The sequence below is a fragment of the Microbacterium sp. 70-16 genome (assembly GCF_001898315.1).
Lineage (GTDB): Bacteria > Actinomycetota > Actinomycetes > Actinomycetales > Microbacteriaceae > Microbacterium.
In genome coordinates, this window is record NZ_MKTQ01000014.1 from 192,776 (window position 1) to 213,344 (window position 20,569).

At 69.3% G+C, this 20,569-nt stretch carries 20 protein-coding genes; 10 read left to right on the forward strand and 10 right to left on the reverse strand.

The genetic code is table 11. The features are described from left to right. Positions 1-10: 10 nt before the first annotated feature. Both secG and BGO46_RS05870 read left to right on the forward strand, forming a co-directional pair. Complete coding sequence (gene secG / locus BGO46_RS05865; RefSeq protein WP_292677185.1) at positions 11-259, forward strand: preprotein translocase subunit SecG; 249 nt, start codon at positions 11-13, stop codon at positions 257-259. Then, positions 259-615, forward strand: coding sequence for an RNA polymerase-binding protein RbpA (locus BGO46_RS05870; RefSeq protein WP_292677183.1), 357 nt, complete (start codon positions 259-261; stop codon positions 613-615). The genes secG and BGO46_RS05870 overlap by 1 nt, the downstream gene beginning before the upstream one ends. A 6-nt stretch (positions 616-621) precedes the next feature. Here BGO46_RS05870 and pgl read toward each other — a convergent pair whose 3' ends face one another. From pgl to tkt, 6 genes are read right to left on the reverse strand one after another with little or no spacing between them, the layout of a single operon-like run. Further along, the gene (gene pgl / locus BGO46_RS05875) at positions 622-1,401 is read right to left on the reverse strand and encodes a 6-phosphogluconolactonase (protein WP_292677181.1); all 780 of its coding nucleotides are present in this window, start codon (positions 1,399-1,401) and stop codon (positions 622-624) included. A gap of 8 nt (positions 1,402-1,409) precedes the next feature. Next, positions 1,410-2,351, reverse strand: coding sequence for a glucose-6-phosphate dehydrogenase assembly protein OpcA (locus BGO46_RS05880; protein WP_292677180.1), 942 nt, complete (start codon positions 2,349-2,351; stop codon positions 1,410-1,412). Then, positions 2,348-3,898, reverse strand: a complete 1,551-nt coding sequence (zwf, locus tag BGO46_RS05885; RefSeq protein WP_292677178.1) for a glucose-6-phosphate dehydrogenase — start codon at positions 3,896-3,898, stop codon at positions 2,348-2,350. The genes BGO46_RS05880 and zwf overlap by 4 nt, the downstream gene beginning before the upstream one ends. 14 nt (positions 3,899-3,912) lie before the next feature. After that, the gene (locus BGO46_RS05890) at positions 3,913-5,541 is read right to left on the reverse strand and encodes a glucose-6-phosphate isomerase (RefSeq protein ID WP_292677176.1); all 1,629 of its coding nucleotides are present in this window, start codon (positions 5,539-5,541) and stop codon (positions 3,913-3,915) included. After that, positions 5,538-6,662, reverse strand: a complete 1,125-nt coding sequence (gene tal, locus BGO46_RS05895) for a transaldolase (protein WP_292677174.1) — start codon at positions 6,660-6,662, stop codon at positions 5,538-5,540. Before tal ends, BGO46_RS05890 begins: the two co-directional genes overlap by 4 nt. Then, positions 6,659-8,737 carry a transketolase gene (tkt, locus tag BGO46_RS05900; RefSeq protein ID WP_292677172.1) on the reverse strand — a complete coding sequence of 693 codons (2,079 nt, stop codon included), beginning with the start codon at positions 8,735-8,737 and terminating at the stop codon, positions 6,659-6,661. The genes tal and tkt overlap by 4 nt, the downstream gene beginning before the upstream one ends. Before the next feature lie 295 nt (positions 8,738-9,032). Between tkt and BGO46_RS05905 the strand changes: the two genes are divergently transcribed. Beyond that, positions 9,033-9,959: a heme o synthase gene (locus tag BGO46_RS05905; protein WP_292677170.1), complete on the forward strand. Its 927-nt coding sequence runs from the start codon at positions 9,033-9,035 to the stop codon at positions 9,957-9,959. 42 nt (positions 9,960-10,001) lie between these two features. Here the strand turns inward: BGO46_RS05905 and BGO46_RS05910 are convergent, their stop codons facing one another. Then, positions 10,002-10,652, reverse strand: coding sequence for a response regulator transcription factor (locus tag BGO46_RS05910; RefSeq protein WP_292677168.1), 651 nt, complete (start codon positions 10,650-10,652; stop codon positions 10,002-10,004). Further along, positions 10,640-12,589, reverse strand: coding sequence for a histidine kinase (locus tag BGO46_RS05915; RefSeq protein ID WP_292677166.1), 1,950 nt, complete (start codon positions 12,587-12,589; stop codon positions 10,640-10,642). The genes BGO46_RS05910 and BGO46_RS05915 overlap by 13 nt, the downstream gene beginning before the upstream one ends. A gap of 173 nt (positions 12,590-12,762) precedes the next feature. Between BGO46_RS05915 and BGO46_RS05920 the strand changes: the two genes are divergently transcribed. Next, the gene (locus BGO46_RS05920) at positions 12,763-13,497 is read left to right on the forward strand and encodes a hypothetical protein (RefSeq protein ID WP_292677165.1); all 735 of its coding nucleotides are present in this window, start codon (positions 12,763-12,765) and stop codon (positions 13,495-13,497) included. A gap of 59 nt (positions 13,498-13,556) precedes the next feature. Here BGO46_RS05920 and BGO46_RS05925 read toward each other — a convergent pair whose 3' ends face one another. Both BGO46_RS05925 and BGO46_RS05930 read right to left on the reverse strand, forming a co-directional pair. Further along, positions 13,557-13,982 carry a dinucleotide-utilizing enzyme gene (locus tag BGO46_RS05925; RefSeq protein WP_292677163.1) on the reverse strand — a complete coding sequence of 142 codons (426 nt, stop codon included), beginning with the start codon at positions 13,980-13,982 and terminating at the stop codon, positions 13,557-13,559. A 105-nt stretch (positions 13,983-14,087) separates the two neighbouring features. After that, positions 14,088-15,035: a COX15/CtaA family protein gene (locus BGO46_RS05930; RefSeq protein WP_292677160.1), complete on the reverse strand. Its 948-nt coding sequence runs from the start codon at positions 15,033-15,035 to the stop codon at positions 14,088-14,090. A 266-nt stretch (positions 15,036-15,301) separates the two neighbouring features. On the opposite strand from BGO46_RS05930, the gene sufB reads away from it, so the two are divergent. The 6 genes from sufB to BGO46_RS05960 are packed head-to-tail and all read left to right on the forward strand — an operon-like array spanning position 15,302 to position 20,568. Next, positions 15,302-16,720, forward strand: a complete 1,419-nt coding sequence (gene sufB / locus BGO46_RS05935) for a Fe-S cluster assembly protein SufB (RefSeq protein WP_292677158.1) — start codon at positions 15,302-15,304, stop codon at positions 16,718-16,720. Continuing rightward, a complete protein-coding gene (sufD, locus tag BGO46_RS05940) occupies positions 16,720-17,931 on the forward strand; it encodes a Fe-S cluster assembly protein SufD (RefSeq protein ID WP_292677156.1) in 1,212 nt (403 codons plus the stop codon). Before sufB ends, sufD begins: the two co-directional genes overlap by 1 nt. Next, positions 17,928-18,257 carry a non-heme iron oxygenase ferredoxin subunit gene (locus tag BGO46_RS05945; RefSeq protein ID WP_292677154.1) on the forward strand — a complete coding sequence of 110 codons (330 nt, stop codon included), beginning with the start codon at positions 17,928-17,930 and terminating at the stop codon, positions 18,255-18,257. The genes sufD and BGO46_RS05945 overlap by 4 nt, the downstream gene beginning before the upstream one ends. A gap of 14 nt (positions 18,258-18,271) precedes the next feature. Beyond that, a complete protein-coding gene (sufC, locus tag BGO46_RS05950) occupies positions 18,272-19,042 on the forward strand; it encodes a Fe-S cluster assembly ATPase SufC (protein WP_292677152.1) in 771 nt (256 codons plus the stop codon). 9 nt (positions 19,043-19,051) lie between these two features. Beyond that, positions 19,052-19,381 (forward strand): metal-sulfur cluster assembly factor, encoded by a 330-nt coding sequence (locus BGO46_RS05955; protein WP_005049292.1) that lies wholly within the window; start codon positions 19,052-19,054, stop codon positions 19,379-19,381. 26 nt (positions 19,382-19,407) lie between these two features. Further along, positions 19,408-20,568: an aminotransferase class I/II-fold pyridoxal phosphate-dependent enzyme gene (locus BGO46_RS05960; protein ID WP_292677149.1), complete on the forward strand. Its 1,161-nt coding sequence runs from the start codon at positions 19,408-19,410 to the stop codon at positions 20,566-20,568. Position 20,569: the final 1 nt, after the last annotated feature.

The following is a 20,569-nucleotide window of genomic DNA, read 5'->3' on the forward strand; positions in this document are numbered from 1 at the left end:
TATCTCCGCTGTGGACATCCTCGAGTTCGTGCTGCAGGTGCTGCTGGGCATCACCAGCCTGCTGCTGACCCTGCTCATCCTGCTGCACAAGGGTCGCGGTGGCGGCCTGTCCGACATGTTCGGCGGTGGCATGAGCTCCGCAATGGGCGCGTCCGGCCTTGCCGAGCGCAACCTCAACCGCTTCACCGTGGTGCTTGCACTCGTGTGGTTCGTCTCGATCGTGGCCCTCGGCCTGATCACGAAATTCCAGGGGATTTGATGGCCACCGGAGGCAATGCAATCCGCGGCACCCGCGTCGGTGCCGGACCCATGGGCGAGCAGGACCACGGCCACCACGCCGACCGCCTCGCCATCTCGTACTGGGATGCCCTCGGCAATGAGACCGTGCGCTACTTCGCCGCCGGCATCGCCGAAGAGGAGATCCCCGAGGTCATCGACTCGCCGCACTCCGGGCTTCCCGCCGGGCGCGACAAGGAGAACCCGCCGGCGGTCGCCAAGACCGAGCCGTACAAGACACACCTCGCCTACGTGAAGGAGCGTCGCACCGAGGAAGAGGCCGACGCCCTCCTCGATGACGCCCTCGCGCAGTTGCGCGAGCGCCGCGGCCAGGCCTGAGGCGGCTCAAAACTCCTGGTCGATGAGTTCCACGGGGACGTTCGTCGCGGCATCCTGATCGACGAAGAACATCGTGCGCCGGCGGCCCTTGGCGCCCGCCGCCGGGACGGTCTCGTAGCTCGCACCGGCCAGGGCGAGTCCGAGCGCCGCAGCCTTGTCGACGCCCGACAGCACGAGCCATACGCAACGCGCTGAGTTGATCACGGGGCGGGTGAAGCTCAGGCGCTCCGCGGGCGGCTTGGGGGAGTCCGGCACGGGCACGACGGTGCGGTCGGTGACCTGGATCTCCGGACGGTCCGGGAACAGTGAGGCGATGTGCCCGTCCGGGCCGACGCCCAAGAAGCACAGATAGAACGCAGGCCAGGCCTGCTCTTCATCGCCGAACCGCGCCAGCTCTTCCGCATAGACGCGGGCCGCGGTCTCCATGTCTGCGACCTCGTCAGCCGCCGGCATGGCGTGCACGTTGTGCGCAGGGATGTCGATCTGGTCGATGAACGCGCGACGTGCCGTCACGTCGTTGCGGTCTTCGGCACCGGAGGGCGCGAAATGCTCGTCACCCCACCACAGATGCACGGTCGACCAGTCGATGTCGCCGCGCCGCGGGTGCGCCCCGAGGGCGCGCAGCACGTCAGAGCCGATGACGCCGCCGGTGAGGGCGATGTGCGAGGTCTTGCCCGCCGAGGCCCGCCGCGCAAGGCGGACCAAGAGACGTTCCGCGACGTCGGATGCCAATGTCGCGGCATCCGGGCTGATCACAACCCGTTTCTCGGTCCACAATTGCGCCATCGGAACTCCTAGGACTCAGAAGTGGCGGCGGGCCCGAGCAGGCCCCAGCCCTCCGTGATGACTCGACCATACAGGACGTCCGGATCGAGCCTGCGCAGCTCTTCGGCGAGGCATTCACGCAGCGTGCGCCGAGGCAGCACGATGTCGTGCGCCGGCTGGCCGGGCTGCGTGAGGGTCGCGTCGATGTCGTTGCTGCGCTGCAGCAGGATGTCGCCGCTGGGGCGCGTGAGACGGACGAGCTGGATGCCGTGTTCCCAATCCTCGAGGGGCGCAGACCGCCACGTCACGGGGACGTCCAGCTTGAGCCGCAGCCAGGCGGCGAGGAGCCCCGTCGACGGGGAACTGCCCGCGCCGACGACCTCGACCGCGGTGACCGGCTCGTACGGCGGCTGATCCAGCACGGCGGCGAGCTGCTCGCGCCAGTGCGTCAGGCGCGTCCAGGCCAGATCCGTGTCGCCGGGCGCATAGGTCGCCCCCAGCTGCGTGAGACGGGTCTTGGCGAACGGCGGCGTCGAGGCATCCGTGATGCGCCGCTGCGCGACGCGACCGACCTCGGAGGTCGAGGGGTCGACCGGCGGGTGATCGGGCCACCACGCGACGACGGGGGCGTCCGGCAGCAGCAGGCCCGTGATGAGGCCTTCCTGGCTCGCCGCGGCGGGACCGTGGGCGCGCAGGACGATGACCTCGCTCGCGCCGGCGTCGCCGCCCACACGGATCTGCGCGTCGAGCTTGGACTCACCGGCGGTGTCGGCGATCAGCACGATGACGCGCATCGGGTGCTCGCGGGACGCGTCGTTGGCGGCCTCGATGGCCTCCTCCTGCAGGCCGTGGGTCGTCACGATGACGAGGGTGAGCACGCGCCCCAGAGCGACGGCACCGCCCTCTTCGCGCACGCTGACGAGCGAGCGCGCGATCTTCGAGACGGTGGTATCGGGCAGATCGACGATCATGGGCGCCTCCAGACGCGGCCGTCGCGGGCCAGGAGCTCATCAGCGGAAGAGGGGCCCCACGAACCGGGGGCATACTGCTCGAGCGGACCACCGGCGGCGGTCCAGTACTCTTCGACGGGGTCGAGGATCTTCCACGACAGCTCCACCTCTTCGTGACGGGGGAACAGCGGCGGGTCGCCGAGCAAGACATCCAGGATGAGGCGTTCGTACGCCTCCGGGCTCGACTCGGTGAACGCGTGTCCGTAACCGAAGTCCATCGTCACGTCGCGCACCTCATTGGCGGCGCCCGGCACCTTCGACCCGAACCGGATCGTGACGCCCTCATCGGGCTGCACACGGATCACGAGCGCGTTCTGGCCGAGCTCGAGCGTCTGGTTGCGCTGGAAGAGGTGCTGCGGCGCGCGCTTGAAGACGACGGCGATCTCGGTGACACGGCGGCCGAGGCGCTTGCCCGCGCGCAGGTAGAACGGCACGCCCGCCCAGCGGCGCGTGCCGATCTCGAGCTTGATGGCAGCGTACGTCTCCGTCGTCGAGGCGGGGTTCATGCCGTCTTCGTCGAGGAAGCCGGTGACTTCCTCGCCTCCCTGCCAACCGCCCGCGTACTGACCGCGTGCGGTCGCCGTCGAGAGGTCCTCGGGCAGCCGCACAGCGGCGAGCACCTTCTCCTTCTCGGAGCGCAGGTGCGAGGCATCCATCGAGATGGGCTCTTCCATCGCGGTGAGCGCCAACAACTGCAGCAGGTGGTTCTGGATGACGTCGCGCGCCGCGCCGATGCCGTCGTAGTAGCCCGCACGGCCGCCGACGCCGATGTCCTCAGCCATCGTGATCTGCACGTGGTCGACGTAGTTGGCGTTCCAGATCGGCTCGTACAACTCGTTCGCGAAGCGCAGCGCGAGGATGTTCTGCACCGTCTCCTTGCCGAGGTAGTGGTCGATGCGGAAGATCGAGTCGGCGGGGAACGCGACCTCGAGGCCCGCGTTCAGCTCTCGCGCGGTCTGCAGGTCGGAGCCGAACGGCTTCTCGATGACGACGCGGCGCCAGGCATCCGGGTTGTTCGCCCTATCGTCGACGAGGCCCGAGTCCTTGAGCTGCTTCGTGACGATCGGGAAGTCACGCGGCGGGATCGACAGGTAGAACGCGTGGTTGCCCATCGTGCCGCGTTCGACGTCGAGCTTCTCGACCGTCTCACGCAGACGCCGGAACGCGTCGGCGTCGCCGAACTCGCCGGAGACGAAGCGGATGCCCTGCAGCAGCTGCTTCCACGTCTCTTCGCGGAACGGGGTGCGCGCGTACTGGCTCACCGAGTCGTGCACGACCTCGGCGAAGTCCTGGTCCTCCCAGTCGCGACGGGCGAAGCCGACCAGCGCGAAGCCGGGGGGCAGCAGACCGCGGTTGGCGAGGTCGTAGACGGCGGGCATGAGCTTCTTGCGTGACAGGTCTCCTGTCACGCCGAAGATCACGAGCGCGCTCGGACCGGCGATGCGGTTCAGGCGGCGGTCATCGGGGTCGCGCAGCGGATTGTGGCCGCGCGAGATGTCAACTGTCATCAGTGGGGGAGCTCCTACTGGGCCGCATCGAACAGGGCGAGCACGTCGGCCTGCGGATCGGTGAGGGTGAGCGTGACGACGGGCCTGCCGTGCGCGACCAGAACCTGGGCGTCGCCGGCGGCCTGTGCCGCGATGAGCTGGCCGAACGTGAACGGTCGGCCGGGGATCTCGAGGTCGACATCGTCGGCGCCGAGAATCTGCAGGAAGACGCCGTCGGCGGGTCCGCCCTTGTGGTATTGACCCGTCGAGTGCAGGAACCGCGGCCCCCACCCGAACGTCGTGGGGCGACCGCTGTCCGCCGCGATCAGTTCACGTAGCCCCGCCAGCTGGGGGACGGCGACGCGATCCACGTACGCCTGAACGGCGACGTAGCCGGTGGGGGAGAGCCGGGCCCAGAGTGCATCGAAGACGCCCGCGAGGGTGCCGGATGCCGCGAGCTCGGGGTCAGAGACGCGTACCTCGACGTCGCCCTCGACGAAGGCGGGGGCGCCGGCGTCAGGCCGGCTGTCGAGGAGGCCGCGGGCCGCCTGCTTGGCCGACTCGACGTCGGGCTGGTCGAACGGGTTGATGCCGAGCAGGCGCCCGGCGATCGCGGCCGCGTACTCCCACACCACCAGCTGCGCGGCCAGCGAGCCGCTCAGCAGCACTTCGTCCGGATGCTGCTCGATGATCTGGAAGTGCACGGCGTCGTCGACGAGGCGCACGAGCTGCAGATCGGCCGGGGTCTGGTCGACCTCGGGCGAGAGCGGCTGCAGCACGACCGGCAGGATGCCCGTGCCGTTCTTGCCGGTCGATTCGGCGACGAGCTGTTCGATCCAGTCGGGCAGGCCCTGGATGTGCGTGCCGTCCGAGATCAGACCCAGCTTGTCGCGGCGCGTGCCGTCTGCCGCCGTGCCCGCGATCGCGGCCGCGAGCACGAGGGCGGGGTTGCGCTTGTCGTCGATCGCGACTTCGAGCAGGGTGGCCTCGGCTTCATCGAGCAACTCGGTGATGTCGACGCCCGCCAGTCCCGTCGGCACGAGGCCGAACGCCGTCAGCGCGGAGTATCGGCCGCCGACGGTGGGGTCGGCTGTGAAGACGCGGTAGCCCGCCTCACGGGCGGAGGCCTCCAACGGCGAGCCGGGGTCGGTCACGACGACGATCCGGTCGGCGGGATCGATGCCGAGATCGCGCCACGCGGCCTCGAACGCACGCCGCGCCGAGTCGGTCTCGACGGTCGAGCCCGACTTCGACGAGACCACGAGCGCGGTCTGCTCGAGGCCACCCGCTTCGGCATCGCCGTCGATCGCGGCGAGCACCTGGCCCGGCGCGGTCGAATCGAGGATCACGAGCGGCACGCCCGCGGTCGCGGCGATGACCTCGGGGGCGAGCGACGAGCCGCCCATGCCGGCCAGCACGATGCGCGTGATGCCGCGGGCGTTCAGGTCGGCTCGCAGCGCCTCGATCTCGGCCACGAGCGGTCGCGAGACCGTCACGGCATCCACCCAGCCCAGTCGCTGCGCGGCCTCGGCTGCGGCGTCCGGACCCCAGAGATCCGCGTCGCCCGCCGTCACGCCGCTGGCCACGAGCGCGTCGACCAGACCCGGCAGGGTCTGCTCGACGACGCTCTTGACGTGACCGCTGACGTGGATCTCGAAACTCACCGGGCGCTCTCCGGAGCGTCCGCGAGAGCGGCGGCGACGGTCTGCTTGAGGTCCTGCCAGGCGGCGATGAACTTGGCGACGCCCTCGTCCTCGAGCACCTGGGTGACGTCGGCGATGTCGACGCCCACGGCGGCGAGCTCGTCGAACGTGCGGTGCGCGTCGGCGTAGTTGCCGGTGACGGTGTCGCCCGTGATCTCGCCGTGGTCGAAGGTCGCCTCGAGCGTCTTCTCCGGCATGGTGTTGACGGTGCCGGGGGCGACCAGCTCGGTCACGTACAGCGTGTCGGGCAGGGCCGGGTCCTTGACGCCCGTCGAGGCCCACAGCGGACGCTGCACGTTGGCGCCGGCCGCGATGAGCTCCTGAGCGTCCGCCGCGGCGAAGCGCTGCTCGAACAGCTCGTAGGCGAGGCGGGCGTTCGCGACGCCGGCCTTCGACTTGAGGGCTGCTGCGGCGTCGCCGCCGATCTTGGCCAGGCGTGCGTCGACCTCGGTGTCCACGCGGGACACGAAGAAGGATGCGACCGAGTGGAGGGTGGACACGTCGTGCCCGTTCTCCTTCGCCTGGGCGATGCCGGCGAGGTACGCGTCGATGACCTCGGCGTAGCGCTCGAGCGAGAAGATCAGCGTCACGTTGACCGAGATGCCGGCTGCGAGGGTCGCGGTGATCGCGGGCAGGCCCGCCTTGGTCGCGGGGATCTTGATGAGCGCGTTCGGGCGGTCGACCTTGGCCCACAGCTGCTGGGCTTCGGCGACCGTGCCGTCGGTGTCGTGCGCGAGGTCGGGGGAGACCTCGATCGACACGCGGCCGTCGACTCCGCCGGTGGCGTCGAAGACGGGGCGGAAGATGTCGGACGCGTCGCGCACGTCGGTCGTCGTGATCTCGAAGATCGCCTCGTCGGCCGAGGCACCGCCGCGGGCAAGTTCAGCCAGCGGCGCGTCGTACGAGTTGTCGTTCTTGTTGCCGATGGCGGCCTGGAAGATCGACGGGTTGGTCGTGACGCCCGTGACGGTGCGGGACTGGATCAGTTCGGCGAGGTTGCCGGAATTGATGCGCGAGCGGGACAGATCATCGAGCCAGATGCTGACGCCGGCTGCGGACAGGTCCTGGGTGGGGGTGCTCATGCGTTCTCCTTGACAGTTGCACGTGCGGCCTCGACGACCGCGTCGGCGGTGACGCCGAACTTCTCGAACAGGGTCTTGTAGTCGGCCGACGCGCCGAAGTGGTCGATACCGACGCTGCGGCCCGTGGAGCCCACGATGGTGCGCCACAGCGGGGTGGAGCCGGCCTCGACCGATACGCGGGCGGTGACCGATGCGGGCAGTACCGACTCACGGTATGCGGGCTCCTGCTCGGCGAACCACTCGAGCGACGGCGCCGAGACGACGCGCGCCTGGATGCCCTCGGCGGCGAGCGTCTCGCGCGCCGCGACGGCGAGCTGCACCTCAGAACCGGTCGCGATCAGGATCACGTCGGGGTTGCCGCCCTCGGCGTCGATGAGCACGTACGCGCCCTTCGCCACACCGTCGGTCCCAGCGAACCCGTCCTCACCGCGGGGGAACGTCGGCACGTTCTGACGCGTGAGCGCGATGCCGACCGGTCCGCCCGAGGTGCGACGGACGATCTCGAGCCATGCGGCCGAGGTCTCGTTGGCGTCGGCGGGGCGGACGACGGTGAAGTTCGGGATCAGGCGCAGGGTCGACAGCTGCTCGATCGGCTGGTGCGTCGGGCCGTCTTCGCCGAGGGCGACCGAGTCGTGGGTCCAGACGAACACGGACGGGATGTCCATGAGGGCGGCCAGACGCACGGCGGGGCGCATGTAGTCGCTGAAGATCAGGAACGTGCCGCCGAACGGACGGGTCGGACCGTGCAGCTTGATGCCGTTGACGATCGCGCCCATGGCGTGCTCGCGGATGCCGAAGTGCAGCACCCGACCGTACGGCGAACCCGACCACTCATGGGTCGACCACTGTGCGGGGATGAAGCTCTTCGCATCCTTGATCGTCGTCAGGTTCGACTCGGCGAGGTCAGCCGAACCGCCCCACAGCTCGGGGAGCTGCGCGGCGAGGGCGTTGATGACCTGACCGGACGCGGCACGCGTGGAGACGTCCTTGCCGGAGGCGAACTCCGGCGCGGAAAGGCCCTCGGGCAGCTGCCCCGCCTCGAGGCGGTCGAGCAGTGCCTTGCGCTCGGGGTTGGCCGCGGCCCACGCGTCGAAGGCGACCTGCCAGGCGGCACGCGCCTCGGCGGCACGCGCCGCAAGACCGCGCGTGTGCGCGATCACGTCGTCTGCGACCTCGAACGTCTGCTCGGGGTCGAACCCGAGGACCTTCTTGGTCGCGGCCAGCTCGTCGGCGCCGAGGGCGGAGCCGTGGATCTTGCCGCTGTTCTGCTTGCCGGGCGACGGCCAGCCGATGATCGTCTTCAGGACGATGAGCGACGGCTTGTCGGTGACGCCCTGAGCCGCCTCGATCGCGGCGTACAGCTCCGCGGCATCCTCGACGTACTGACCCGTCTTCTTCCAGTCGACCGTCTGCACGTGCCAGCCGTACGCGTCGTAACGCTGTGCGACATCTTCGGTGAACGCGACGTTCGTGTCGTCCTCGATCGAGATCTGGTTCGAGTCGTAGATCGCGATGAGGTTGCCGAGCTGCTGATGCCCGGCGAGGCTCGACGCCTCGCTCGTGACGCCTTCCTGCAGGTCGCCGTCACCGGCGATGACATACACGAAGTGGTCGAACGGGCTGGTGCCGGCAGCGGCCTCGGGGTCGAACAGGCCGCGCTCGTAGCGCGCCGCGTAGGCGAAGCCGACGGCGGAGGACAGGCCCTGGCCCAGCGGACCGGTCGTGATCTCGACGCCCTTGGTGTGGCCGTACTCGGGGTGACCCGGGGTCAGCGAGCCCCACGTGCGCAGCGACTTCAGGTCGTCGAGCTCGAGCCCGAACCCGCCGAGGTACAGCTGCACGTACTGCGTGAGCGAGGAGTGGCCCGCCGAGAGGATGAACCGGTCGCGGCCCAGCCAATCGGTGTCGGTCGGGTCGTGACGCAGCACCCGCTGGTAGAGCAGGTAGGCCGCGGGAGCCAAGCTCATCGCGGTGCCTGGGTGACCATTGCCGACCTTCTCGACGGCGTCTGCCGCCAGCACGCGTGCAGTGTCCACTGCACGCCGATCGATCTCATCCCACTGCAGATCTGACACTCTTCGCCTTTCGTTGGGGCACGTCCGCGGCCTGTCGTTCTTCTCGGAAGGGAGGGGTGACGGCGTCGCGCGCAGGTGTTCTCAGCATATCGAAGGGGCATGCGCCGCGGGCCATGCGTCACCGTTCATGACGCAGTCTGGTTGGCGCGTGTCACGGCGTGTGTCTCCGTTGTGACAGCGCAGAGTCGTTCCTCTCACTCTGTGGCGGGCCGCGGTGTGAGGTGGGGGAGCGGCGGCGGGAGTTAGTTCTGGCCGATGTCATAGACTTGGGCCGACCGATCGGACGGCGGGGGCGATGGACATCACGACGACGCAGCACAGCGAACGCGTCTCGAAGCGACGCAGCGTGGGCCGCACGATCAAGGCGTACGTCGCGCTCACCAAGCCCCGCGTGCTCGAGCTGCTGCTCGTGACCACCGTGCCGGTCATGATCCTGGCCCAGAACGGGATGCCTTCACCGCTGCTCGTGCTCGCGACCGTCATCGGCGGGTCGCTCAGCGCCGGCTCCGCGGCATCCTTCAACATGTACCTCGATCGCGACATCGACGCGCACATGCACCGCACCGAGAACCGGCCGATCGTGACGGGTGAGATCTCGCCCCGCAACGCGCTGATCTTCTCGTGGGTGCTGGCCGTGGCATCCACGGTCTGGCTGCTGCTGACGACGAACTGGCTGGCCGCGACCCTCAGCGTCGTCGCGATCTTCTTCTACGTCGTGATCTACACGATGATCCTCAAGCGCCGCACCGAGCAGAACATCGTGTGGGGCGGGATCGCGGGCTGCTTCCCCGTGCTCATCGGGTGGTCGGCGGTCACGGGGTCGCTGAGCTGGACGCCGTTCATCCTGTTCCTGCTGGTGTTCCTGTGGACCCCGCCGCACTACTGGCCGCTCTCGATGAAGTACAAGGGCGACTACCAAGAGGCCGACGTGCCGATGCTCGGCGCGACGCGTGACGGGCTGCAGGTGGGCCTGCAGGTGATCCTGTACGCGTGGGCGACCGTCGCGTCGTCGCTACTGCTCGTGCCGGTCGCGGGGATGGGCCTGGTCTACACCGTGTCGGCGCTCGTTTTCGGCGGGTGGTTCATCTACGAGTCGCACGTGCTGTACAACCGCGCCGTGCGCGGCGAGCAGATCAAGCCGATGCGGGTCTTCCACGCGTCGATCACGTACTTGACGTTGCTCTTCCTCGCGATCGCGATCGATCCGCTGCTGCCGTTCTGAGACCGCCGTTCTGGGGCTGCCGTTCTGGGGCGGCGCCGCGGCTCAGCCCGTCGCGGACGCGTCGAGGAACGCCAGCACGGCGCGCACACGCCGGTTCTCGGTGTCGGACGGCGTGATCGCCAGCTTGGTGAAGATGCTCGTCGTGTGGCTCTCGACAGTGCGCTCGGCCAGCCACAGCCGCGCGGCGATCCCGGCATTGGTCAGGCCTTCGGCCATCAGCGCCAGCACTTCTCTCTCCCGCACGCTCAGCGGGTCGAGGCGGCCTTCCGCGGCGCGCGCGCCCAGGAGGCGCGCGACAACCTCTTGGTCGAGCGCGGTGCCGCCCTGCTGCACCCTCTCGAGGGTGTCGAGGAACTCGTCGAACGCGAGCACGCGGTCCTTCAGCAGGTAGCCGAAGCGGCCTCGGGGAAGCAGCTGCATCGCGTGGCGCGCTTCGATGTGCTGCGACAGCAGCACGATGCCCACGGTGGGGTCGTACTCGCGGATCGCGACCGCGGCTCGAGCACCGTCGTCGGTGCCGTCGGGCGGCATCCGGATGTCGAGCACGACGATGTCCGGGCGCAGCGACTGCGCCATGGCGACGGCCTCGAGGGCATCGCCGCAGCTGCCGACGACCTCTTGCCCCGCGTCGACCAGCAGCTTTGCGAGCCCCTCCCGGAACAGCGCGGAGTCCTCGGCGATCAGGATGCGCACGGCAGCTCCGCTTCCAGGGCCGTGCCGGCGCCGACGGCGGAGTCGACCCGCAAAGCGCCGCCGACGGCGCGGACGCGATCGGCCAGGCCGGCCAGCCCGCCGCCGGCGCGCGCGTTGGCACCGCCGGCACCGTCATCGATCACGCGCACCCGCACGACCTCGCCGGCGCGGACGACCGAGACCGTCACGCTGGCCGCGTGCGCGTGCTTGACGGCGTTCGCGATGCCTTCGCTGGCGACGTAATAGGCAGTGGTCGCGACGATGTCCGGGATCTCCTGGGTGTCGAGCCGCACGTCCACCGGCACGGCCGAGGCGCTGGAGAGGTCTGCGAGGGCGGCCGCCAGTCCGTCATCGAGCCGGCTCGGTCGAAGACCGTGCGCGACGGCACGCAGATCTGCGACGGATGCCGCGACCGCCGCGATCGCGTCATCGAGAGCCTGCGTGACATCCAGCTCGCCACGCGCGTCGCGGCGCTGGGCGAGTCGCAGCGACATGCCCAGGCTCACCAGTCGCTGTTGGGCGCCGTCGTGCAAGTCGCGCTCGAGCCGGCGACGCTCATCCGTCTCAGCGGTCATCAGCCTTCGACGACTCTCTTCCACCTCTCGGAGGGCGCGGGCCAGCTGCGCACGTTGTCGCGCGAGCTCGAGCAGCGGTGCTGCGGCATCGGCGATCCGCTGCGGCACCGCGAGGTCGGCGCGCAGGATCGTGGCTACGCGGGCTCCGCCGACGGTGACCGGAGTCGGTACACCGCGGAGTCCCGCGGGACTCACGCCACGGCGTTCGTCCTCGGCCGCGTAGTCGACGGTCAGTTCCGGATCCTCGAGCCCTGATCTGAGCACCGCCACGACGCGCTCGGGTGGCGCTGCACCGCGATGGACGTCAGCGAGCAGGGTGCGCAGCGCGTCGACGGTGCGCTCCGTCCGGGGGAAGAGCACTGCGGCGACGACGCGTTCCAGCGGGCGGCGCAGCAGCATCACCGCAAGAACGGCGGCAGCAGAGGTGACGGCGGCGATGGCGACCGCGCCACGGTCGGGCACGCGGGTCGCCAGCGCAGCGGCAGCCGCGACGACTCCGAGCACCGCGAGCAGCAGGACGCACCATGTCACGACGCGGACGATCCAGAAGTCGACGTCGGCGTCGGCTGTGAGCAGCGCGGCGCCGATGGCAACGGGGATCGCGACGCAGAACGCGGCGATCCCCACCATGACGGCCTCCATCCCTCCCCACAGCAGGTACGACGCCCAGCACAGCAGCAGAGCCAGCGGGACGATCGTCGCGGCCATCACGAGCCACCGGAGTCGTCGCAGCGTGAGGCCCGTGGCGCGCCGCGCGCGCACGAACGTCGAGACGACAGACGCCAGCAGGCAGACCAGGAACAGCGGCAGCAGAATGACCGCGGCGACGCCGGCCCAAGGCACGACACCCCACGGATGCGCAACCTGTGCGAACGGCGGCGAGTAGGGCTCGGGCGCGACCGCCACCAGCAGGTCGAACGCGACGCCCACCACGACGACGGCCCACGCGGTGACGCGGTCGATGGTGCTCTCGAACCGGCCTGTCGGAAAGAGCAGCAGCACCCATACCCACGGCCCGTACAGGACCATCCAGGCGCCGGTCGACAGTGCGATCAGGACCGTCGGCGTCGGCTGCCCCGTTTCCACTGCTCCCCGGAGGTAGGTGTCAGTCGCGGCGGCGAGGACGATTCCGACACCTGCCGCCGCCAGAGCGACACCGACCGACAGACCTGTCCGCCACGCGATGGCCGGACCCAGAACCAGTGCAGGGACAGCGATCGCGACCGCGAAGATCAGCCAGGCGGATCCTGTCGACGACATCGCTACGCCGGCGACGCCCACGGCCATGAGCGGCAGCGCGAAGAGCGCGACGATCGTCGCGATCACGGCATTGCACGGCACGACGCGCGAGGGGCGCTCCACGGCACCAGGTTAGGGCGCCGGGCGTCGGCGCAACATCGTGGAAACCACGCACTGCTGAGTGGTGCCACCCGCGATGTGCGAACCGCACCGCAGCGGGACGCTGATACCGCCGGTGCTAACCGGTCGCCGAGACAGCACATTCGGTGCCGCCGGCGCACGGAGAGGAGAAGACCATGGCGGTGCAGACGATGCCCGTGGGTGGGCGGGAGATCACGGAGCGCGGGCGCGGCTGGCGCCCCTTCTGGCGGTGGACGGCGGCGATCGTGCTGCCGATCGGACCGCTGTCGATCCTGGTGCTGCGCACGATGCTGCCGTACTGGACCGATGATCCGCCCGAGAAGATCGCGGCGGCCGTCATCGATAACCCGGGCCTCATGGAGTTCATCGGCTGGGCCGGTCTGTTGGCCGCGCCGGCGATGCTCCTCGGCGCCCTCACACTCGGCTATGTGGCGCGCCGGGGTGCGCCGCTCCTGGCGACACTGGGATCTGCGCTGACCTTCATCGCCTTCGCGAACTGGTCGGCGGCGGGCAACCTCGATCTGCTCACGCAGACCATGGCGGACGCCGGCTACGACGTGGCGGACGTCGTCAGCCTCGGCAACGCCATGTCGGAGTCGGCGATCGGCAGTTTCACCGGCGGGTTCTGGGTCGTCGGGCACATCCTCGGCATGGTCCTGCTCGGGGTCGCCCTGGGCCGCGCGCACGTCGTGAACTGGTGGGTCGCGGGGGCCCTGATCGTGTCGCAGCCGATGCATCTGGTGGCGGCTGTCATCCTGCCGTCGCGGTGGCTCGACGCCACGGCGGGCTGGGGGTTCACGACGCTCGCCTTCATCGTCGTCGCGGTCGTCATCGCCCGCATGCCTGACGAGCAGTGGGACCCGTGGCCGGTGACGGCAGGGCGCGCGTAGCGGAAGACACCGAGGGGTGGGGTGTACTCAGCACCCCACCCCTCGGTGTCACAAGCGGGTCAGCGCGCGACGTCCTCCGTGACGGGGGTGGTCGCGGCATCCGCAGCGGCCTCGGCGGCAGGCGCCTCGGCAGCGGCCTCGGCCGCGGTGGCCTCGACCTCGTCAGCGGGGATCTCGACGACGTCGTCCCACGCGGGGGGCTCGATCACGTCGACCGTCTCACGGGCGGGGATGGCGGAGCGCAGTCCCGCGAGCGTCAGGGCGAGGGCGAGGCCGATGAGACCGGCGCCGACGAGGATCGCGCCGAGGACGGCCCAGATCTGACCGGCGTACACCTCGACACCGGTGGCGGTGCCGTCGGTGAGCGTCGTCGCCATGAGGGTCAGCTTCGAGATGAGCAGGTAGGCGCCGCCGGCCAGCGTGACGACGGAACCGCCCACGAGCACCCAGTAGGGGATGCTGCGGCTCAGGCGGGTGGTGGGCATGGGGGACTCCTTCATGTCGTGCCGACGCGCGCGCGCCGACTCTTCGACTATCTGCGAACCGCCCGAGTGCGAGCGATGCACCACCTATGATCCTGCTGTGGAAGCTCAGGCGGTAGTCGGGGTGTTGCGCGGCGCCTTGAGCCGCATCACCACGACGGTCATCGTCGCGGCGGTCAGTGCGGCGAGGACCATGTGGATGCCCACGAGGATCTCCGGCAGTCCGTTGCGCGCCTGGTAGAGACCCACCGCGACCTGCACGAGTTCCGCCGCAAGCAGCAGCGTGACCCAGCCGCGCACGGGCAGCCTGCGGACCCACGCGACGGCCGCGAGCACGACCGTCAGTGCCAGCAGGGCGTAGCCGGGCCACGCGTGCACGTGCTCGAGCACGGTCGCGTCGAATCCGCTCCGGCCGACCGAGGGATCGCCCGAGTGCGGGCCCGCCCCCGTCGTGAGCACGCCGAAGAAGACCGACACCGCGAGCGCGAGCGTCGCGACGTGCGTCGTGACGACGTACCAGCGCGGCACCACGAGGGCGCGGGGGCCGGGGGTGGCATCCAGCCGCACGATGATCGCGGCCGTGACACACACCAGCACCAGCGAGGCGATGTAGTGGAACCCGACGATGAAGGGGTTCAGGCCGGTCAGCACCGTGATGCCGCCGACGACCGCCTGCGCGATGATGCCGGCCATCACGATCCACGCGAGCACGAACAGATCGCGGCGCTGCGCCCGCACGCGCCACACGAGGATCAACAGCACGAGCGCGAGGATGCCCAGCAGGGGACTCATCATGCGGTTGCCGTACTCGATGAGTGAGTGGATGCTCTCGTCCACGAGCGCCGGCGTCGGCACGAGCGAGTCGGGCGTGCAGAGGGGCCAGGTGGGGCAGCCGAGGCCTGACCCGGTCAGGCGGACGGCGCCCCCGGTGGCGATGATGAGGACGTTCCCGACGAAGTTCAGCCAGGCCAGCACCCGCAGCGCGCTGCCCACGCGCGCCGGCGCGATCTGTGCGGCGGATGCCGCGGAGACAGTGGGCGCGGACGTGTCGGGCATGCGGATGTCGCCTCCTGCGATGGCGCCCGGGACGGACGCCGGCCACGCCCGTGGGGGGCGTTGCCTGTAGACTCGAGTGGTGGGAACGGCGGCGCGCGAAGCGCGTGCGATCCACCCACAAGTTTAGGTGCGCCACGCGTGCGCATCGTCACGGCTGACCGGCCGTGACGTGGAGCGGCCCTGAAAGCGGCATCCCACCCCCGCCACTCCCGGAGGCGCGGGAATGCCGGAGCGGATGACACCGCGGGCACGAAGGAGGCAAAGCCATGTCGGATGTGCTCATCGACCGACCGGAGCTCGACGGACTCGGCGTCTACGAGTTCGGATGGCACGACCCGGATGCCGCGGGGGCCAGCGCCAAGCGCGGCCTGTCGGAGGCGGTCGTGCGCGACATCTCGGCGCTGAAGGCCGAGCCGGAATGGATGCTGAAGACCCGCCTCAAAGGTCATCAGCTCTTCGGCCGCAAGCCGATGCCGACGTGGGGCGCCGACCTGTCGGAGATCGACTTCGACAACATCAAGTACTTCGTGCGCTCGACCGAGAAGCAGGCGCAGTCGTGGGAGGACCTCCCCGAGGACATCCGCAACACGTACGAGAAGCTCGGCATCCCCGAGGCTGAGCGTGCGCGCCTGGTCGCCGGCGTCGCGGCGCAGTACGAGTCCGAGGTCGTCTACCACCAGATCAACGAAGAGCTCGAGAAGCAGGGTGTCATCTTCATGGACACCGACACGGCGCTGCGCGAGCACCCGGAGTTCTTCGAGGAGTACTTCGGCACCGTGATCCCTGCCGGCGACAACAAGTTCGCCGCGCTCAACACCGCCGTCTGGTCGGGCGGGTCGTTCGTCTACGTGCCGCCGGGCGTGCACGTAGAGATCCCGCTGCAGGCGTACTTCCGCATCAACACCGAGAACATGGGCCAGTTCGAGCGGACGCTGATCATCGCCGACGAGGGCTCGTACGTGCACTACATCGAAGGCTGCACGGCCCCGATCTACAAGAGCGACTCGCTGCACTCGGCCGTCGTCGAGATCATCGTCAAGAAGAACGCCCGCGTGCGCTACACGACGATCCAGAACTGGTCGAACAACGTCTACAACCTCGTCACCAAGCGCGCCGTCGCCCACGAGGGCGCGACGATGGAGTGGATCGACGGCAACATCGGCTCCAAGGTGACGATGAAGTACCCGTCGATCTACCTCATGGGTGAGCACGCCAAGGGCGAGACCCTGTCGGTCGCCTTCGCGGGCCCCGGTCAGCACCAGGATGCCGGCGCCAAGATGATCCACATGGCGCCGTACACGCAGTCCTCGATCGTCTCGAAGTCGATCGCCCGCGGCGGCGGTCGCGCCGGCTACCGCGGTGAGGTGCGCGTCGACGCGAACGCCCACCACTCGGCCAACACGGTGCGCTGTGACGCCCTGCTGGTCGACACGAAGTCGCGATCGGATACGTATCCCGCGATCGACATCCGCGTCGACGACGTGCAGCTCGGTCACGAGGCGACAGTCTCGAAGGTCAGCGAAGAGCAGCTGTTCTACCTGCAGTCGCGAGGCATGCCCGAAGACGAGGCGATGGCGATGATCGTCCGCGGCTTCATCGAGCCGATCGCGCGCGAGCTGCCGATGGAGTACGCCCTCGAACTGAACAAGCTCATCGAGATGGGCATGGAAGGATCCGTCGGCTGATGACGACCGTGACACAGACCCCCGCCTCGGCGGAGGGTCACATCGACCCTGCCGCCACACTGACCGACGGCTTCGTGCCGGTCCAGACCCGTTCCGAGCGGCCGACCTCGTTCGAGCCGGCCGACTTCGGCACACCGACCGGGCGCGAGGTCAACTGGAAGCACACGCCCGTCGCCAAGCTCGCACCGCTGTTCGCGGTCGCAGAGCCTAACGACGGCGTCGACTACTCCTTCGCCGCCGGCGAGCAGTACGTCGCCGCTCCGCTGACGCCCACCGACGCCCCACGCGGTGAGGTCTTCCTCGCCGAAGACGTCGTGGCCGCCGTCGCATGGCAGGGCTCGAAGGATGCCCTGCACCTGCGCATCCCGCGCGAAGAGGCGGTCGCCGACCCGATCGTCGTCGCGATCACCGGCCGGGGCGCCGACCAGCGCGCCGACGCCCACATCGTGATCGAGGCGCTCGAGCACAGTTCGGCGACGGTCGTGCTCGCACACACGGGCGCCGCGCAGTACGCGCAGAACGTCGAGATCCTGGTGCGCGACGGTGCCTCGCTGACCGTCGTCACGCTGCAGCAGTGGGACGACGCGGCTGTGCACGTGGCATCCCACCAGGCACGCGTGGGCGCCGACGCGACCCTCAAGCACTTCGTGATCAGCTTCGGCGGGGGCCTGGTTCGGGTGAACCCGAACGTCGAGCTCGCCGGCAACGGCTCGTCGGGGCACCTGTACGGACTGTCCTACGCCGACGCCGGTCAGCACCTGGAGAGCCAGGTGTACCTGCACCACAAGGGTGCGCACACGGTCGGCGACGTCCTCTACAAGGGCGCGCTGCAGGGTGAGAACGCGCACAGCGTCTGGATCGGCGACGTGCTGATCGGGCCGGATGCCACCGGCACCGACTCGTACGAGGCCAACCGCAACCTGGTGCTCACCGAGGGCGCACGCGCCGACTCGATCCCGAACCTCGAGATCGAGACCGGCGACATCATCGGCGCCGGCCACGCGAGCGCGACCGGTCGTTTCGACGACGAGCAGCTGTTCTACCTGCAGGCACGCGGCATCGGTGAAGACGAGGCACGGCGCCTGGTCGTGCTCGGCTTCCTGTCCGAGGTCGTGCAGCGCATCGGCATCGACGACCTGCAGGCCCGGCTGATCGCCGCGATCGAGGCGGAACTCGCCCTCACGCAGAGCCTCGTCGAGGCATCCGCATGAGCGCACAGAAGGTGCTCAGCCTCAGCGGGCTCGAGCAGGACACCGCGGTGCGCGTCGTCGTCGACGGCGTGCCCATCGCCGTCGTGCTCGACTCCAACGGCGAAGTGCACGCGATCGGTGACACCTGCACGCACGGCGACGTGTCGCTGGCCGACGGCTTCGTCGAGGGTGAGACGCTTGAATGCTGGGCGCACGGCTCGGCGTTCTCGCTGCGCACCGGTCGCCCCCTCAACCTGCCGGCGTACGAGCCGGTGCCTGTCTACGAAGTGACCATCGACGGCGATGACGTGCTCATCGACCCGGCCGTCACCAAAGAAGTGAACTGAAGAAGGTATCTGACATGACTGTTCTCGAGATCCGCGACCTGCACGTGACTGTCGAGACCGAGGCGGGGACCACCCCCATCCTCAACGGTGTGGACCTCACCGTCCGCACGGGTGAGACCCACGCGATCATGGGCCCCAACGGCTCGGGCAAGTCGACGCTCGCATACACGATCGCGGGGCATCCGAAGTACACCGTGACCTCGGGCACGATCACGCTCGACGGCGAGGATGTCCTCGCGATGACCGTCGACGAGCGGGCGCGTGCCGGACTGTTCCTCGCGATGCAGTACCCCGTGGAGATCCCCGGCGTCACCGTCACGAACTTCCTGCGCACCGCCAAGACGGCGATCGACGGTGAAGCACCGGCGATCCGCGCGTGGACCAAGGACGTCAAGGCGGCCATGAAGGACCTGCGCATGGACCCGAAGTTCGCGCAGCGCAACGTCAACGAGGGCTTCTCGGGCGGCGAGAAGAAGCGTCACGAGATCCTGCAGCTCGAGTTGCTCAAGCCCGCCATCGCGGTGCTCGACGAGACCGACTCGGGCCTCGACGTCGACGCGCTCAAGATCGTCTCGGAGGGCGTCAACCGCGCCAAGGAGGCGACCGACCTGGGCGTGCTGCTGATCACGCACTACACGCGCATCCTCCGCTACATCACGCCGCAGTTCGTGCACGTGATGGTCGCCGGTCGCATCGTTGAAGAGGGTGGCCCCGAGCTCGCCGAACGCCTCGAGAACGAGGGCTACGACCGCTTCGTCGACCCTGCCGCCCCGATCGAAGCCTAGGATCGAGTCATGACCGCGACTCTCAGCCCTGAGAAGTACGACGACGTCACCGAGGCTCTCAAAGACGTCATGGACCCGGAACTCGGGATCAACGTCGTCGACCTCGGGCTCATCTACGACCTCAGCTGGGACGAGGAGAACGACGCCCTCGTCATCCACATGACGCTCACCTCTGCGGGCTGCCCCTTGACGGACGTGCTCGAGGAGCAGACGGCGCAGGCGCTGGACGACGTCGTCGACCGGTTCCGCATCAACTGGGTGTGGATGCCGCCCTGGGGCCCGGAGCGGATCACCGACGACGGGCGCGACATGATGCGCGCGCTCGGGTTCGCTATTTGAGTCGAGCCTCTCGGTAGGCTCGTCGGGTGAGTATCGTGCCCCTCGAAGCCCTGCCCCTGGAGGTGCTGCGGCGCCGGTCGAGCACGAAGTGGCGGTCGTATCCCGACGACGTCATCCCGCTGTTCGTCGCCGAGACCGACTTCGCTCTGGCAGCACCGATCGCGCGCGCTCTGACGGATGCCGTGGCGATCGGCGACACCGGTTACACGCCGCCGCGGCCTGGCATCGCGGAGGCGTTCGCGTCGTTTGCGCAGCGCCGGTTCGACTGGGAGGTCGACCCGAAGCGCGTGCGCTGGACCGGCGACGTCATGATGGGCGTCGTCGAGCTGCTGCGCGCGGTCACGACTCCGGGTGACCGGGTCATCGTGACCCCGCCCGTCTACCCGCCGTTCTTCGACACCGTCGAGGAGGCGGGGGCGGTTGTGGCATCCGTGCCCCTCATCGACACCGTTGCGGGCTGGGAGCTCGACCTGCCGGGCATCGAGGCGACGCTGGCCGAAGGCGCACGTGCCGTGCTGCTGTGCAACCCGCACAACCCGACCGGAACGGTGCATTCCCGCGCGTCGCTGGCCGCGCTGGCCGAGTTGGCGCAGCGCTACGGCGCGGTCGTCCTCAGTGACGAGATCCACGGGCCGCTCGCGTACGACCGTGCATCCTTCACGCCGTTCCTGACGGCTTCGCAGGTGGCGGCAGAGGTCGGCTTCGTCATCACGAGCGCCTCGAAGGCCTTCAACTTCGCGGGCCTGAAGTGCGCCGTCATGGTCGCCGCGACCGACGAGCATACGGCCGTGCTGCGCGGGCTCGCGTGGGAGGTCGAGTGGCGCACCGGCCTGTTCGGTGCGATCGCCAACAACGCGGCGTTCGGTGGCGAGTCGGATGCCTGGCTCGACAGCCTGCTGGCGCGTCTCGACCTCAACCGTCGTCTGCTGGCCGAGCTGCTCGCCGAGCACTTGCCGCTCGCCCGATACCGGATTCCGGATGCCGGCTTCCTCGCCTGGATCGACCTGTCGGCGTACGACTGGGGTGACGACCCGGCGGTGAAGATCCGGCGCGACGCGCGCGTCGCGCTCAACCACGGTCCACTGTTCGGCCCGGCGGGTGTCGGCCACGTGCGCATCAACTTCGGCTGCGCACCCGAGCTGCTCACCGAGGCCGTCACCCGCATCGGGGCGCTCGCGCGGGACTGAG